This is a genomic window from Streptomyces sp. R818 (assembly GCF_056172735.1).
In genome coordinates, this window is the sequence record NZ_JAOCNE010000004.1 from 101,187 (window position 1) to 114,623 (window position 13,437).

General features: G+C 72.7%; 18 protein-coding genes and 1 pseudogene. 7 read left to right on the forward strand and 12 right to left on the reverse strand.

All coding sequences use genetic code 11. The features are described 5' to 3' along the window. Window positions 1–46: 46 nt before the first annotated feature. Complete coding sequence (locus N5I75_RS13310) at window positions 47–682, reverse strand: HdeD family acid-resistance protein (protein WP_476677172.1); 636 nt, start codon at window positions 680–682, stop codon at window positions 47–49. Window positions 683–849: 167 nt separating this feature from the next. On the opposite strand from N5I75_RS13310, the gene N5I75_RS13315 reads away from it, so the two are divergent. Beyond that, entirely contained in the window at window positions 850–1,239 is a 390-nt protein-coding gene (locus N5I75_RS13315; protein ID WP_476677174.1) for a DUF488 domain-containing protein, read from the forward strand. Window positions 1,240–1,260: 21 nt separating this feature from the next. Here the strand turns inward: N5I75_RS13315 and N5I75_RS13320 are convergent, their stop codons facing one another. The 3 genes from N5I75_RS13320 to N5I75_RS13330 form a co-directional block, all read right to left on the reverse strand. Next, the gene (locus N5I75_RS13320) at window positions 1,261–1,629 is read right to left on the reverse strand and encodes a helix-turn-helix domain-containing protein (RefSeq protein ID WP_476677175.1); all 369 of its coding nucleotides are present in this window, start codon (window positions 1,627–1,629) and stop codon (window positions 1,261–1,263) included. 79 nt (window positions 1,630–1,708) lie between these two features. Beyond that, window positions 1,709–2,068, reverse strand: a complete 360-nt coding sequence (locus tag N5I75_RS13325; RefSeq protein ID WP_476677177.1) for a luciferase domain-containing protein — start codon at window positions 2,066–2,068, stop codon at window positions 1,709–1,711. Window positions 2,069–2,125: 57 nt separating this feature from the next. Continuing rightward, the gene (locus N5I75_RS13330; protein WP_476677179.1) at window positions 2,126–2,698 is read right to left on the reverse strand and encodes a PadR family transcriptional regulator; all 573 of its coding nucleotides are present in this window, start codon (window positions 2,696–2,698) and stop codon (window positions 2,126–2,128) included. 102 nt (window positions 2,699–2,800) lie between these two features. Here N5I75_RS13330 and N5I75_RS13335 point away from each other — a divergent pair, with 102 nt between their 5' ends. Then, entirely contained in the window at window positions 2,801–3,193 is a 393-nt protein-coding gene (locus N5I75_RS13335) for a nuclear transport factor 2 family protein (RefSeq protein WP_476677181.1), read from the forward strand. Between the two features lie 4 nt (window positions 3,194–3,197). On the opposite strand, the gene N5I75_RS13340 is transcribed toward N5I75_RS13335, so the two are convergent. The 3 genes from N5I75_RS13340 to N5I75_RS13350 form a co-directional block, all read right to left on the reverse strand. Further along, window positions 3,198–3,998 carry an isocitrate lyase/PEP mutase family protein gene (locus N5I75_RS13340; protein ID WP_476677183.1) on the reverse strand — a complete coding sequence of 267 codons (801 nt, stop codon included), beginning with the start codon at window positions 3,996–3,998 and terminating at the stop codon, window positions 3,198–3,200. Between the two features lie 75 nt (window positions 3,999–4,073). Continuing rightward, entirely contained in the window at window positions 4,074–4,505 is a 432-nt protein-coding gene (locus N5I75_RS13345; protein WP_476677185.1) for a Zn-ribbon domain-containing OB-fold protein, read from the reverse strand. Between the two features lie 124 nt (window positions 4,506–4,629). Continuing rightward, window positions 4,630–5,322: a TetR family transcriptional regulator gene (locus tag N5I75_RS13350; RefSeq protein WP_476677876.1), complete on the reverse strand. Its 693-nt coding sequence runs from the start codon at window positions 5,320–5,322 to the stop codon at window positions 4,630–4,632. A 165-nt stretch (window positions 5,323–5,487) separates the two neighbouring features. On the opposite strand from N5I75_RS13350, the gene N5I75_RS13355 reads away from it, so the two are divergent. Together N5I75_RS13355 and N5I75_RS13360 are read left to right on the forward strand one after the other, a co-directional pair. Continuing rightward, window positions 5,488–6,276, forward strand: coding sequence for an electron transfer flavoprotein subunit beta/FixA family protein (locus N5I75_RS13355; RefSeq protein WP_476677187.1), 789 nt, complete (start codon window positions 5,488–5,490; stop codon window positions 6,274–6,276). A gap of 41 nt (window positions 6,277–6,317) precedes the next feature. Beyond that, on the forward strand, window positions 6,318–7,280 hold the full coding sequence (locus tag N5I75_RS13360; protein WP_476677189.1) for an electron transfer flavoprotein subunit alpha/FixB family protein: 963 nt from the start codon (window positions 6,318–6,320) through the stop codon (window positions 7,278–7,280). A 9-nt stretch (window positions 7,281–7,289) separates the two neighbouring features. On the opposite strand, the gene N5I75_RS13365 is transcribed toward N5I75_RS13360, so the two are convergent. Continuing rightward, window positions 7,290–7,808 carry a hypothetical protein gene (locus N5I75_RS13365; protein ID WP_476677191.1) on the reverse strand — a complete coding sequence of 173 codons (519 nt, stop codon included), beginning with the start codon at window positions 7,806–7,808 and terminating at the stop codon, window positions 7,290–7,292. A 189-nt stretch (window positions 7,809–7,997) separates the two neighbouring features. Continuing rightward, window positions 7,998–8,446, reverse strand: a pseudogene (locus tag N5I75_RS13370) (cyclic nucleotide-binding domain-containing protein). 168 nt (window positions 8,447–8,614) lie between these two features. On the opposite strand from N5I75_RS13370, the gene N5I75_RS13375 reads away from it, so the two are divergent. Further along, complete coding sequence (locus N5I75_RS13375; protein WP_476677193.1) at window positions 8,615–9,718, forward strand: D-alanyl-D-alanine carboxypeptidase family protein; 1,104 nt, start codon at window positions 8,615–8,617, stop codon at window positions 9,716–9,718. On the opposite strand, the gene N5I75_RS13380 is transcribed toward N5I75_RS13375, so the two are convergent. Continuing rightward, complete coding sequence (locus N5I75_RS13380; RefSeq protein ID WP_476677195.1) at window positions 9,702–10,097, reverse strand: hypothetical protein; 396 nt, start codon at window positions 10,095–10,097, stop codon at window positions 9,702–9,704. The two genes, N5I75_RS13375 and N5I75_RS13380, sit on opposite strands and share 17 nt — an antisense overlap. Window positions 10,098–10,367: 270 nt before the next feature. Between N5I75_RS13380 and N5I75_RS13385 the strand changes: the two genes are divergently transcribed. Next, on the forward strand, window positions 10,368–10,859 hold the full coding sequence (locus N5I75_RS13385) for a hypothetical protein (protein WP_476677196.1): 492 nt from the start codon (window positions 10,368–10,370) through the stop codon (window positions 10,857–10,859). 60 nt (window positions 10,860–10,919) lie between these two features. On the opposite strand, the gene N5I75_RS13390 is transcribed toward N5I75_RS13385, so the two are convergent. After that, a complete protein-coding gene (locus tag N5I75_RS13390; protein ID WP_476677198.1) occupies window positions 10,920–11,279 on the reverse strand; it encodes an ArsR/SmtB family transcription factor in 360 nt (119 codons plus the stop codon). 117 nt (window positions 11,280–11,396) lie between these two features. Here N5I75_RS13390 and N5I75_RS13395 point away from each other — a divergent pair, with 117 nt between their 5' ends. Further along, on the forward strand, window positions 11,397–12,683 hold the full coding sequence (locus N5I75_RS13395; protein WP_476677200.1) for an MFS transporter: 1,287 nt from the start codon (window positions 11,397–11,399) through the stop codon (window positions 12,681–12,683). A gap of 234 nt (window positions 12,684–12,917) precedes the next feature. On the opposite strand, the gene N5I75_RS13400 is transcribed toward N5I75_RS13395, so the two are convergent. Further along, window positions 12,918–13,370, reverse strand: a complete 453-nt coding sequence (locus N5I75_RS13400) for a hypothetical protein (protein ID WP_476677201.1) — start codon at window positions 13,368–13,370, stop codon at window positions 12,918–12,920. Window positions 13,371–13,437: the final 67 nt, after the last annotated feature.

Below are 13,437 nucleotides of genomic sequence, written 5' to 3' on the forward strand. Positions count from 1 at the left end.
CCCCGCGCTCGTCATGAGCGCGGGGCGCGGTCGTACGGGTCGGGGCTCAGACGTTGTGCGGCAGCTTCCTCGCCCGGCTCCGCAGGAGGAACGCCTCGACGATCTCCACGACGCCCATCGCCACCAGCCAGATGCCGCCCACCAGGGTCAGGACGGCGACGGACTCGAATGGCGACACGATGAGCACGATGCCCGCCATCGCGCTGACGATCCCGAGGAAGATCTGCCAGCCGCGCGCGGGCATCCCCGGGTCGGACGCGGCCGCCGCGGTCTGCGTGATCCCGCGGAACAGCCAGCCGATGCCGATCCACAGGGCGAGCAGCAGGATCGACTGCATCGCGCCGCGGAAGCAGAACAGGCCGAGCAGGACGGAGACGGCGCCGCTGATGAACGCCATCACGCGCAGCCCCGTCGTCACATGCGTACCGAACGCGGTGACCAGCTGGAAGACGCCGCTGACCACGAGGTAGACGCCGAAGAGGATGCCGGCGGCCCACAGGGAGGCGCCCGGCCAGACGAGGACGAGCACGCCCAGGACGAGCGCGGCGACGCCGGCGAGGAGGACCGCCTGCCACGCGGCGGCGGCGAGTCTGCCGAGCGGACCCTCGGGACGGCGCGTTCGCTCGTCCTCGGCGCTGTGGCTGCGGTGCGGAGTCTGCGGTTCGTGCGGTGCTTGGGTCATGTCCGACTGTTCGCGCTGCAGTGCGGTGACCGCCAGCGGGGTTGGGCCGAACGGGTGACGCGGGCGGCCACCGGCCCCGTGCGCGACCGTACGCGGCTGTACGGGGCTGTACGCAGCCGGACACGGCACAAAGCACGCGATGCATGGCAGAGCAGCACAATGGAGCCATGACCGCACACCCGGACCCCGCGTCGTTCCCGGCCCGCCGTGTCTACGATCCGCCGTCCCCGTCCGACGGCACCCGCGTGCTGGTCGACCGGCTGTGGCCGCGGGGTGTCTCCAAGGAGCGGGCCGCCGTCGATGCGTGGCTCAAGGAGATCGCGCCGTCCAGGGAGCTGCGCTCCTGGTACCACGAGGACCGCGAGGGACGGTTCGGTGCGTTCGCCGAGCGCTACGAGGCGGAGCTGGCCGGGCGGGACCGCGCCGCTCTCGTCGACCACGTACGCGCGCTGGCCCGGCGGGGCCCCGTCACCCTGCTGACCGCGGTGAAGGACATCGAGCACAGCCACGTACCCGTGCTCGCGCGCCACCTCGCGGCGTCCGGCGACGGCTCGTAGGGCCCCGTCACCGGACCCGGCTCACGCGGCCAGGCACACCGTGCCCCGGCCGCCGCGACCCCGCGGGCCGATCGAGGTGACGGCGGTGACGGAGACCGGGCGGCGGCGCTGCGCGGCCCGCGCCAACTCGCCCTGCGCGAGCGCAAGTACTTCGACGAGGCCGAGGCCGAGCGCGCCCGCGGCGGCGGCGAGCATCTCCGAGGACGCCTCCTTGCGGCCCCGCTCCACCTCGGAGAGGTAGGCCATGGAGATCCCCGCGACGTCGGCCACGTCCTGCAGCGTCCGCCCCTGGGCCCGGCGCCGCCGCCGCAGCACGTCCCCGACGACATGGCGCCACAGCGGCTCCTGAGCGCGGACGGGACGGGGCCTGGGGGTCTCGTGTGTGCTCATCGGCCCAGATTAAGGCGGACGCCCCGGCCCGTAGCCGGGCTTCGCCCAGGGCGATATCGCGGCCGCGCCCCAACTGCTGTCAGGAGGCGCGGGGGCGTTCCCAGTCGCACGGGCCCGAGGGGCATGCGTGCGCGTCGTGTTCCTTGAGGGCGAGGCTCACCAGGCTCAGCAGCAGCTCCACATCGGTGTCGCACTCCAGGAGCACGGTGATCCATGAGGCGCCCGGCTGGACGCGGATGGCGCTGCTGTGCCGCAGTTGCGGGAGCAGCCGCTCCACCGCCGTCGACGTGAGGTAGAGATCCGCACAGTCGTCGGCGTGGAAATGGACGAGTTCGTGGCCCTCAGCGCCGAAAGCGTGCCCAACCGAGCACCGGGGCGGGCCACTTACCAGGTGCGGCCATGTCCCGAGTTCGGTCATGGCGCGCTGGGCCGCGGTCATGCCTCCATCCTCGCGCACGCTTCACCTGGAGGACCAGCCCCGGCAACCGTCGCGTACCTAAGCGTCCTTCCCGGCAGCGGCCCGGCGCCGCTCCAGGACCTCCAGGACGCGTCGGCCCCAGCGCAGGTACTCCTCCTCCAGGGCGATGCCGCCGAGCAGGGTCAGGTACGGGCCGACGCGCTCGCCCTCGGTGAGGAACGTGGCCTCGTCGAGACCGCCGAGCAGGTGCCGGCGCACCCGCTCGTAGCGGGCGAGCTTGCCGTGCGCCCAGGCCATGCGCTCCTCGACGTGGCCGCGCACCGCGTCGAGGTCGCCCGCGTCGGCGGCCTGCACCTTCACCATCAGTTCGTCGCGCATCGCCATCGGCTTCGGCTGCCGCGCGGTGAACGCGGCGAGGTCGGCCCGGCCCGCCTCCGAGAGCGTGAACATGCGCTTGTTGGGCCTGCGTTCCTGCGGCACCACACGCGCGTCGACCAGTCCCCCGGCGGCCAGCCGGTCCAGCTCGCGGTAGAGCTGCTGGGGCGTCGCCGCCCAGAAGTTCGACACCGAGACGTCGAAGATCTTCGCCAGGTCGTACCCGGACGCCTCGCCCTCCAACAGGGCGGCCATGACGGCGTACTTGAGAGACATGTGGACACCCTACAGCCCGGCGATTATTCTCCTCCGCACCTAGTCAAAAAGTTGGCTATGTGGTCCATGAGCGTTTCGCCTATGAGGGATGAGGTGGGGGCCGTGCACGCCTTCCGTGCCGCCGTGGAGAAGGGCGACCTGACGGCCGTCGAGGAGCTGCTCGCCGAGGACGTGGTGTTCACCAGCCCCGTCGTGTTCAAGCCGTACCCGGGCAGGGCGATCACCGTCGCGATCCTGCGCGGCGTCATGCGGGTCTTCGAGGACTTCCGCTACGTCCGTGAGTTCGGCAGCCCCGACGGCCGCGACAGCGCGCTGGTCTTCGAGGCGCGGGTCGGCGACCGGACCGTCACCGGCTGCGACTTCCTCCATGTCGACGAGGACGGTCTGATCGACGACTTCATGGTGATGGTCCGCCCGCTGTCGGGGGCGCAGGCGCTGGCCGCGGCGATGGGCGCGCAGTTCGACCGGATCGAGGAGGAGGCGGCGGGGGCGTGACGCACTAGGCGTGCGGTCCGGCCAGCTCCTGCACGTCCGCGTAGGTGAGGGCCGCCTTGAGGTCTTCCTGGGGGCGTCCGTCCCGGATGGCCTGGGCGGTGGTGACGGCCGCCGCCAGCGCCCGGCGGTAGAGCAGCGAGCCGAGGCTGACCCGGCGGACGCCCAGTGCGCCGAGTTCAGCGAGAGTGGGGCCGGCCGGCATGTAGAGGATGTTGAGCGGTGTCGCGCAGGCCGCCGCCAGCTCGGCGATCCGCTCCGGGTCCGACAGGCCCGGCACGAACACCCCGTCCGCGCCCGCCTGTTCGTACCTCGCGAGGCGTGCTCGGGTCGCCGCTCGATCGCCGTCCAGCCAGTACGTGTCGGTGCGCGCGTTCACGAACAGCTCGGGCACGGCGGCCTTCACGGCGGCGATCTTCTCGGCGTGCAGCTCGACGGGGGCGAGGGTGCCGTCGGCGCGGCCGTCCTCCAGGTTGATGCCCGCCGCGCCCGCCTCGTACAGGGTGCGGGCGAGCGTCGCGACGTCCCGCGCGTCGTCGCTGAAACCGCCCTCGGCGTCGACGGTGAAGAGGAAGCCGCCCTTGCCGAGTACGCGGGCCAGGGCCACGGTCGCCTCTCGCGTCGCCGCCGCCCCGTCCGGCAGCCCGGCGGCAGCGGCGACACCGAGGCTGGTCGTGCCGACGGCCTCGAAGCCCTGCGCCGCGAGGGCGGCGGCGGAGGCGTGGTCCCAGGCGTTGGGCAGCAGCAGTGGGGCGGGCCGGTGGTGGAGGCGGGCGAACGAGGCGAACGGGGTGGTGTGCGGCGTCATGGCTCCGACGCTAGGGCCGGAACGGTTCGGCGCCGGCCGAACCGTGCGCGTCCGCCCTGGCGGCGCTGTGGGCCGTCAGCGCAGGTGGTCGTCGTCCCCGGCGGGTTCGCAGAGTTCGAAGAGGACTTCCCCGGAGTCGGCACCGGCGTGGACGCCCGCGTGGATGCCGCGCGCGGGGCGCACCTCGGCCCCGACCCACACCATGTGCGGCGCCGTGCCCACGATCCGGCACGGCACGACGAAGTCCTCGGGGAAGCGCACCAGTGCCTCGTTCCGCGCCACTCCGGAGCCGCGGTGCACGACCCGTGTCTGCACCACGATGCCCGGCCCGGCGCTGACCTGCTGCGTCAGCTCGCTCGACGCGCAGACCGGACAGAGCAGCCGCCGGAAGGAGGCAGTGCCGCACCACCGGCACCGCTGATGGCCGAAGCCCGTCGCCGCGGCCTCGTCCACCGGCGTCATGACGCCGCTGCCGCCGGCCCTGGACATCCCGGTTGTCGCTGACATCACTCGGTCTCCCCGCGCTCGTCCGCCGCGCGCCGGGCTGCCGCCTCGGCGCTCTCGCAGCGTATGACACTCAGTGCCGCGCGTAAAGACACCAAGTACCTTTTCAGCGGTTCCGGCACCGTGTTCAGTCCTGCCTCAAGGCCGATTCGACCTGCTGGATGACGCGCCACATGGGGGCACCCTTGGCGGCGACCATGACCACGACCTCCTCCTCGCCACCTCCGTCGACTCCGCCCGCGAGGGCGGGCGCGGGCCGCGCGGGCGCCTCTCCCCAGACCTGCCGTACGAGGCCGAGGGCGTGGTCCACGGCCGCTTCGGCGTCGCCCTTGCCGCCCGAACGCAGCCAGGTGCGCAGCCCGTTGTTGTGCGCGGCGACCACCGACGCCGCCACGACCTCGGCACGCAGGGCGCCGTCCGCCGTGTCGGCCCAGCGCCCGCCCAGATAGCCGGCGAGGGTCCGCTCGTAGCGCCGGACGACGGAGAGTTCGTAGGTGCGCAGACCCGGCACCTCGCGGGTCAAGCGGTAGCGCTGGACGGAGAATTCGGGGTTCGCGGCGTACATCCGCAAGACCAGGCGCGCGGCCCCGCACACCACCTCGACGGCGTCCCGGTCCGGGCGCGCGGCGGCGAGGTAGGCGGTCATGTCGGCCAGGCAGCTCTCGTGGTCCGGGAAGACGGCGTCCTCCTTGGACGGGAAGTACCGGAAGAACGAGCGCCGCCCGACACCGGCCCGCGCCACGATGTCGTCCACGGTCGTCCGCTCGAACCCGCGCTCCAGGTACAGCTGGAACGCCGCCTCGGCCAGCACCTCCCGCATGGGTGCCTTCTTCTGTGACCCGTTGGCCCCGCGCGCCTCGCTCATGCCGGGAACGTAACACCGCGCGCACCTCTTTGGCACTACGTACCTTTACAGAGGGAACTGAGTGCCATACGTTGGCGCTCGTACGAGTCTATGGATGTCCTGCGCGCGAGGAGAGCCGGCGTGAGCTTGAGGATCGTTGTCACCGTGAAGTACGTGCCCGACGCCACCGGCGACCGGCACTTCGCCGATGACCTGACCGTCGACCGTGACGACGTGGACGGGCTGCTCTCGGAGCTGGACGAGTACGCGGTGGAGCAGGCGCTGCAGATCTCGGAGAACTCCAGTGACGATGTCGAGATCACCGTTCTGACCGTGGGTCCGGAGGACGCCAAGGACGCGCTGCGCAAGGCGCTGTCGATGGGCGCGGACAAGGCGATCCACGTCGAGGACGACGACCTGCACGGCACCGACGCGCTGGGCACGTCGCTGGTGCTCGCCAAGGCGATCGAGAAGGCCGGCTACGACCTGGTCGTCTCCGGTATGGCCTCGACCGACGGCACGATGGGCATCGTGCCCGCGCTGGTCGCCGAGCGGCTTGGTGTGCCGCAGGTGACGCTGCTGTCCGAGGTCGCGGTCGAGGACGGTGTCGTCAAGGGGCGCCGTGACGGTGACACCGCCTCGGAGCAGTTGGAGGCGTCGCTCCCGGCCGTGGTGTCGGTGACCGACCAGTCCGGTGAGGCGCGTTACCCCTCGTTCAAGGGGATCATGGCGGCGAAGAAGAAGCCGGTGGAGTCCTGGGACCTGTCCGACCTGGACATCGAGGCCGAGGAGGTCGGCCTGGAGGGCGCCTGGACCAAGGTCGAGTCGGCGGCCGAGCGCCCGGCGCGCACCGCGGGCACGATCGTGAACGACGAGGGTGACGGCGGCAAGCAGCTCGCCGAGTTCCTCGCGGGCCAGAAGTTCATCTGAGACCAGAAGTTCACTCAGTTTCACTCAAGGAGCACGGATTCATGGCTGAAGTTCTGGTCTACGTCGACCACGTGGACGGTGCCGTCCGCAAGCCCACCCTGGAGCTGCTGACGCTGGCCCGCCGCATCGGTGACCCGGTCGCCGTCGCGCTGGGCAATGGCGCCGGTGACACGGCTTCCGTACTGGCCGAGCACGGCGCCGTGAAGGTTCTGACCCACGAGGCCGCCGAGTACGCCGACTACCTGGTGGTGCCGAAGGTCGAGGCGCTGCAGGCCGCCGTCGCCGCGGTCTCCCCGGCCGCCGTCCTGGTGCCGTCCTCGGCGGAGGGCAAGGAGATCGCCGCGCGTCTGGCGCTGCGGATCAAGTCCGGCATCATCACCGACGCCGTCGACCTGGAGGCCGGTGACGAGGGCCCGGTGGCGACCCAGTCGGTGTTCGCCGCGTCCTACACCACCAAGTCCCGCATCTCCACCGGCACCCCGGTCATCACCGTCAAGCCCAACAGCGCCGCCGTCGAGCCGGCCGCCGCCGCCGGTGCCATCGAGGCCCTGCAGGTGTCCTTCTCCGACGCCGCGACCGGCACCAAGGTCACCGCGCGCACGCCGCGTGAGTCGACCGGGCGTCCGGACCTGACCGAGGCCGCGATCGTCGTCTCCGGCGGCCGTGGCGTCAACGGCGCGGAGAACTTCGCGCTCATCGAGGCGCTCGCCGACTCCCTCGGCGCGGCCGTCGGTGCCTCGCGCGCCGCGGTGGACGCGGGCTGGTACCCGCACTCCAACCAGGTCGGCCAGACCGGCAAGTCCGTCTCGCCGCAGCTCTACATCGCCAACGGCATCTCCGGCGCCATCCAGCACCGGGCTGGCATGCAGACCTCCAAGACCATCGTCGCGGTCAACAAGGACGCCGAGGCACCCATCTTCGACCTGGTCGACTACGGCGTCGTCGGCGACCTCTTCGACGTCGTCCCCCAGCTCACCGACGAGGTCAAGACCCGCAAGGGTTGACCTTCGCGCTCACCGCTCCTGGGCGCGTCGGCGCAGGTAGTAGCCGGCCGCGCCCAGCGAGCCCGCGACCAGCATGGTGCCGAGGACGAGCTGGGCCGTCTCGAAGCGGCCCGGCGCACCGCCGTCGCCCGCGCGCACGCCGCGCAGTTCGGCGGAGCCGTGGGCCCGGACGGTGAGAAGCTCGCGCACGACGGTGCCGTTCTCGCAGCTCACCGTGGTCGGGTACGTTCCCGGACGCGCCCCGGACGGCACCTGGAAACGGCCGGCCACAGCGCCCTCCTCGGCGCCGGTCCGCAAAGCGAAGTCACCCGCGCCGATGCTGTTGGCGTCGCCGGTCGCGCGCTCGTCCGGGCCGCACGCGGTGGTGTTCGCGGTGACGGTGGTGCCGGGCCCGACGTCGGTGGGGGCGAGTTCCAGGGCTCCCTGGTCCTCCTCCCCGGCCCAGGCGGGTCCGCAGGCCGGGAGGGCGAACGTGAGCGCCGCCGCGACGGCGACGGCGGCGGCGGGCCAGGACGTGGTGCGGCGCATGCGGGGTCCCTCGGGCGGTGTGGCCACGGACGGTGTTCCCGGCCGAGCCAACCCCCTCGGGGCACGCGCCGCCCGTCGGGGCGTCGAGGCGGGTGACGGACCGCGCACACCCGGGTGACACGGCCGGCCGGAAGTGGCGCCGGGGCATACGCGGCACGCCGCCCACAGGGTGGCGCCCACAGGGTGGGATCAGAGCCGGCCGTGCGTCCGGTGTGCCTCGACCAGTGCCGTACGGGCCGATTCGAGGCGGTGCGCCATCACCTCGGCCACGCCGTGCAGCAGGGTCATGCCCAGGGCGGGTTCCAGGTCGCACAGGCCGCGCACCGCTCCGCCGTCGAACTCGTAGGCGCGCACCGGGCTGAACGCCTCGGCGCCGAAGTCCCACTCGTAGGGCGGGAAGAGCCAGGACCAGCCGAGCAGGTCGCCCGGGCCGAGCGGGTCGACGGGCAGGGTCGTGCGGTCGGAGACCCGTACGTCGAGGGTGACCATGCCGGTCCTGATGATCCAGAACCGGTCGGCGCGGTCCCCTCGTCGAAGATGCGGGTGTCCTGGGGGAAGGAGACTTCCGTGGCCAGGGCCATCAGCCGGTCGCGATACGCACGCGGAAGCCGGTTCAGCAGTCGTGTCCGAGCCGTCATGGCGCCACACCTCCACCGTCGTGTCTCTCCAGCGTACGTACGCCGCGCTCGTTGCCGAGGGGGTCGAACTGTCGCCCGAAAAGGCTAGTTCTCTCCCCCGTCTGGCGCACCTGGACCATGTGGCGTAAGCGGAGAGCGACGCGGCGGTCACGCTTCTACGTTTCCGGCATGGCGAAAATCCTCGGCTTTGCGACGTCCGCGCTGCTCGCGGCGGTCACCGTCGGCGCGGTCGCCGGGCCCGCACCGGCCCACGCCCCCGCTCCGGCGCCGCCCGCCGTGCCGTCGCTGTCCGCGCTGTCCTGGGAGGTCATGGACGCCGACTCGGGCGAGGTGCTCGCCGCGAAGGCGCCGCACCGCCGGCTGCCGCCCGCGAGCACGCTCAAGACGCTGTTCGCGGTGGCGCTCCTGCCGAAGCTGCGCCAGGACGCCGTGCACCGGGCCACGTACACGGATCTGGCCGATGTCGCGGCGGGCAGCAGCCTGGTCGGGGTCGACGAGGGCAGGCGGTACACCGTCGCCGACCTGTGGCGCGGGGTGTTCCTCAGCTCGGGCAACGACGCCGTGCACACCCTCGCGCACATGAACGGCGGGGTGGCGCGCACGCTGGCCGAGATGCAGGACGCCGCGCGCAGGATCGGGGCCCGCGACACGCAGGTGCGTTCGCCGGACGGCTTCGACACGCCGGGGCAGTACTCGTCCGCGCACGACCTGGCGCTGATCGCCAAGGAGGGGTTCAAGAACCCCGACTTCCGGCGCTACATGGGTACCAAGTGGGCGGACTTCCCGGCGTCCGGCGGCCCGAAGGCGTTCGGCATCCAGAACACCAACCGGCTTCTCGTCGGTTCGCACGGGGTGACGCCCTACGCGGGGCTCATCGGTGTCAAGAACGGTTACACGTCGCGGGCCGGGTGCACGCTGGTGAGCGCCGCCAGCCGCGAGGGCCGCACGATCCTGGTGACGGTGATGAATCCGCAGCAGGGTCCGTTCAACGCGGTCTACGAGGAGAGCCGGACCCTGCTCGACTGGGGTTTCGCCGCCGCGCCGCTGCGTCACGCGCACGGGGCGGGGCCGCAACACACGGACGGCAAGAGCGAGTTGACGGCATCGGCGGTAGCCGCCGCCGCGCCCTCCGCGACGCCGCGGCCGTCCGACGCGGGGCCGGGGCTCACCCGGCACCTCGGCGCGGCGGGCGCGCTGCTCGTACTGTGCTGCGCGCCCTTGCTCGTCCGCATGCGTCTGCGGAGGCGGCGGAGCCTCAGCGGTGGACGTTGACCTTCACGACCGGGGAGGTGGCGCCGCCGCCGACGATGCGGAGCGAGTTCTGCCCGATCAGGCCGAGCTTGACGCGCAGGTTGTAGGCGCCGTTGCGGTTGGTGGTCATGGTGATGGGCAGCGACACCCAGCGCTTGCCCTGCATCTGCTGCAACGTCACGCGGGTGCCCGCGCGCAGGTGCTGGGTGGCGCCGTAGACCCGGAACTGCTGCCAGGCCCGTACGCTGGCGACGGTCGCCTTCGCGCTGATCGACGGGCGCGCGGTCTGGACCGCCGAGGCCGGCGGGGCGGAGACCGCCGCGGCGGCGGGGGCGGACAGCACCGCCAGGGCGGAGAGGCCGGCCGCGGACGCGTATTTCATGCGGTTCATGCGGTTCATGCGGTTCATGTGAATCAACTCGCTGTTCTCGTGCGGTGATTGCCGGAATTGCCGAAGTCGAGGGTGCCTGTTGGCGCGCACAAAACATATGCAAATCGGGAAGTCCGCCCGCGACAGCAACACGCGCACCCCGGCGAATGCCCGTCGCATTCCTCTTGAACTGTCCCTCGTTCGGCCCCACGGAATGGTCGGGACGGAACTCCGCGCCTAGCGTCGGAGGGGACCCCCATTCCCCCGGAGGACCGCATGCGCCCCCTGTTGTCCGCAGTCGTGTCGCTCGCCGTGATCGGCCTGTTCACACCCGTCGCCGTGGCGGACGAGGGAGGAGACGGCGTAGGCACGGAGCCGAACGTCACGTCCTTCGGTTTCACCGTTTCGCCGAGCACGGTCGCGCCGGGCGGCACGGTCACCCTGAGCTCCACGGAATGCGAAGTCCCCACGGTGCGCGTGACGGCGCCGATTTTCGACGACACCGAACTCAACGAGGGGCACTCCGCCACCGCGCAGGTCTATCCGGACGCGAAGCCCGGTGCCCAATACGACGTCACTTTCGACTGCGACGGCGAAAAGGGCACGACGACCCTCACCATCGCCACCGGTGACGGCCATTCCTCCACCGGCGTGGACCACGGTGTGAAGGCGGGCGTCGGCGGCGGCGCGGGCGGCACCGATCCGGCGCTCGTCGTGGGAGGCGGTGCGCTGATCGCGGGCGCGGTCGGCGTGGCCTGGTTCCACCTGCGCAGGCGCGGCAACGAACACTGACATCGAGCGTCGGCATCGGGCGCTGACACGGAACGCCGGCATCGACCGCCGAGGGTGTCGTCAGTCGTGCGGGGCCGCTCCGCTCACCCGGTGGTCCGCGTGGCTGAGGGACTCCGTCACCAGGCGGCGCAGGTGTCCGTCGGTGAGGCGGTAGTGCATGTGCCGGCCGTCCCTGCGCGCCTCGACCAGGCCCGCGAGGCGCAGTTTCGCCAGGTGCTGGCTGACCGCCGTGCGGGACGCCGTGACCCGCTCGGCCAGCGAGCCGACGTCCGACTCCTCGATCGCGAGCAGCCACAACAGGTGGAGCCGGGTGGCGTCCGACAGCAGGGCGAACACCCGCGTCGCCTCGGCGAGCCGGGCGCCGTCCGGCTCCCGCAGGTGGGCGCCCGGCGCGGCGGGGAGAGGGTCGCGGGGAGGCATGGGGCCAGCGTAGGCGACGGACTGCGGCACGGGTACGCGAGACATGTGCATGGGTGCGCACATGTGCGCGTAGTCTGAGGGGCGCCCGCTTCCCCTTCGTCCGGATGAGGCCGCCGCATGTTCGCTGTTCTGCGTCATCGCGTCTACCGCCGACTCTTCGCCGCGCAGGTCGTCTCCCTCGTCGGGACGGGGCTGGCCACAGTCGCGCTCGGGCTGCTCGCGTACGACCTGGCGGGGGCCGACGCGGGGGCCGTCCTCGGGACCGCGCTGGCGATCAAGATGACGGCGTACGTCGCGGTGGCCCCGGTCGTCGGGGCGTTCGCCGACCGGCTGCCCCGGCGGGCGCTGCTCGTGGGCGCGGATCTGGTGCGGGCCGGGGTCGCGGCGGCGCTGCCGTTCGTGGACCAGGTGGGGCAGGTGTACGCGTTGGTGTTCGTGCTGCAGTCGGCGTCGGCCGTGTTCACCCCCGCGTTCCAGGCCGTCGTCCCCGAGGTGCTGCCGGACGCCCGTGCCCATACGCGGGCGCTGTCGATGGCGCGGCTCGCGTACGACCTGGAAAGCCTGCTCAGCCCCGTGCTCGCCGCCGCGCTGCTCACCGTGGTCACGTACAACCGGCTCTTCCTCGGCACCATGGCGGGGTTCGTCGGCTCCGCCGCGCTGGTCCTCTCCGTCGCTCTGCCGCGCGCCGCGCCCGCCCCGGCCCCGTTCTCGTCCTCCTCCGGGAGGCGGCGCGTGACTGCTGGTGTCCGGCTGTTCCTGACGGTCCCCGCGCTGCGGTCGCTGCTCGCGCTGAACCTCGCCGTGGCCGCCGCGAGCGCCATGGTGACGGTCAACTCCATCGTCTACGTACGGGAGTTCCTCGGCCGGTCAGAGGCTACGGTTCCCGTGGCGCTCGGCGCCTACGGGGCCGGGTCGATGCTTGTCGCTCTCGCGCTGCCCCGGGTCCTGGACCGGGTCGACGACCGTACGGTGATGCTGCGCGGGGCGCTGCTGCTGGCCGCCCTGTTCGCGGCGCTCGGCGCGCTCACGGTGTCGGGCGGCGGGGGCTCGCGGCTGCCCGCGCTGCTGGTGCTCTGGTGCGCGTTCGGCGCCGCCGGGTCGATGGTGTCGACGCCGACCGGGCGTCTGGTGCGGCGGGCGGCGCCCGAGCGGGAGCGCACGGCGGCGTTCGCCGCGCAGTTCTCCCTGTCGCACGCGTGCTGGCTGCTCACGTATCCGCTGGCCGGGGTCGTCGGCGCGACGGCCGGGCCGGCGTGGGCGGTACTCGTCCTGGGGGCGGTGACGCTGGGCGCGGCGCTGCTGGCGGTGCGGTTGTGGCCTGCGGGCGGCGCGGGCCCGGAGCGCGGGCACGCCCGCATCAGGCTGGCCCCGGGCCGGCCGCACCTCTCGACCGGCCGCCGCTGACCACCGGCGGACCGGCATCGGGGCGCCCGACGCGAACCCCGCGGTGGGCGGGGTGAGGGATCTGGCGACCGGCGCGCGTGACGTGCTCGTCATGACGCGGCCGTTCGCCCGCGACGGCGCCCCGAAGCTCGTGCCGCGCCGCACCTGCCCGCTGACCGGGCGGGGCGGCGTCACCCGCGTCCGTACGGACCACGGGGTGTGCGTCCCAGGTGGAGGCCATCGGAGGGGCCGCCGTCAGACACGGCCTCCGGTGAGCCGGGTCAGCGGGCCCTGGTTGCTGCGCTCCGCGCGGCGGCCCGCCGCGTAGGAGGCCACGGTCAGGGCGGTCGCCCCGGCGGTGGCGCCCGCCGCGATCAGCTTGCGGTTCTTCAGGACCGTCCACGCCGTGGTGGCGACGGAGGCGACCTGTGTGGCCGCCGTCGTCACGCCCTCGCGCGCCGTGTTCAGGGCGGCGCCAGTGGTCAGGGCGGCGCGGCCGGCGGCCTGGCCCGCGCCGGTCGCGGCGCGCGCGGTGCCGGAGCCCGCCGATTCGGCGGCGCGGCCGGCCTTGGCGCCCGCGGACTCCGCCTTCGAGGCGGTGCCGGTCGCGGCCTTCGTGGCCGTCTTGGCAGCCGTCTTCGCCTTGCTCTGCGCGCCGCTCTGGGTGCTGTTGTCGTTGGCGCTGTCGTTGTCTCGTTGAGTAGCCATGGTCTGCGGTTTGCCGCAATCCGCTCGCACAAACAGACGACAGCACAAGGACTCCACGACAACTCCA

Excerpts from the sequence above, each read along its gene's own strand:
- N5I75_RS13325 (WP_476677177.1), bottom strand. The coding sequence starts at position 2,068 with ATGACCGCGGCCCAGCGCGCCATGACCGAACTCGGGACATGGCCGCAC.
- N5I75_RS13340 (WP_476677183.1), bottom strand. The coding sequence starts at position 3,998 with ATGACGCCGCACACCACCCCGTTCGCCTCGTTCGCCCGCCTCCACCAC.
- N5I75_RS13345 (WP_476677185.1), bottom strand. The coding sequence starts at position 4,505 with ATGTCAGCGACAACCGGGATGTCCAGGGCCGGCGGCAGCGGCGTCATG.
- N5I75_RS13380 (WP_476677195.1), bottom strand. The coding sequence starts at position 10,097 with ATGAACCGCATGAACCGCATGAAATACGCGTCCGCGGCCGGCCTCTCC.
- N5I75_RS13400 (WP_476677201.1), bottom strand. The coding sequence starts at position 13,370 with ATGGCTACTCAACGAGACAACGACAGCGCCAACGACAACAGCACCCAG.
- N5I75_RS13375 (WP_476677193.1), top strand. The coding sequence starts at position 8,615 with ATGGCGAAAATCCTCGGCTTTGCGACGTCCGCGCTGCTCGCGGCGGTC.
- N5I75_RS13395 (WP_476677200.1), top strand. The coding sequence starts at position 11,397 with ATGTTCGCTGTTCTGCGTCATCGCGTCTACCGCCGACTCTTCGCCGCG.
- N5I75_RS13315 (WP_476677174.1), top strand. The coding sequence starts at position 850 with ATGACCGCACACCCGGACCCCGCGTCGTTCCCGGCCCGCCGTGTCTAC.
- N5I75_RS13365 (WP_476677191.1), bottom strand. The coding sequence starts at position 7,808 with ATGCGCCGCACCACGTCCTGGCCCGCCGCCGCCGTCGCCGTCGCGGCG.
- N5I75_RS13330 (WP_476677179.1), bottom strand. The coding sequence starts at position 2,698 with ATGTCTCTCAAGTACGCCGTCATGGCCGCCCTGTTGGAGGGCGAGGCG.
- N5I75_RS13320 (WP_476677175.1), bottom strand. The coding sequence starts at position 1,629 with ATGAGCACACACGAGACCCCCAGGCCCCGTCCCGTCCGCGCTCAGGAG.
- N5I75_RS13390 (WP_476677198.1), bottom strand. The coding sequence starts at position 11,279 with ATGCCTCCCCGCGACCCTCTCCCCGCCGCGCCGGGCGCCCACCTGCGG.
- N5I75_RS13360 (WP_476677189.1), top strand. The coding sequence starts at position 6,318 with ATGGCTGAAGTTCTGGTCTACGTCGACCACGTGGACGGTGCCGTCCGC.
- N5I75_RS13350 (WP_476677876.1), bottom strand. The coding sequence starts at position 5,322 with ATGCGGGAGGTGCTGGCCGAGGCGGCGTTCCAGCTGTACCTGGAGCGC.
- N5I75_RS13310 (WP_476677172.1), bottom strand. The coding sequence starts at position 682 with ATGACCCAAGCACCGCACGAACCGCAGACTCCGCACCGCAGCCACAGC.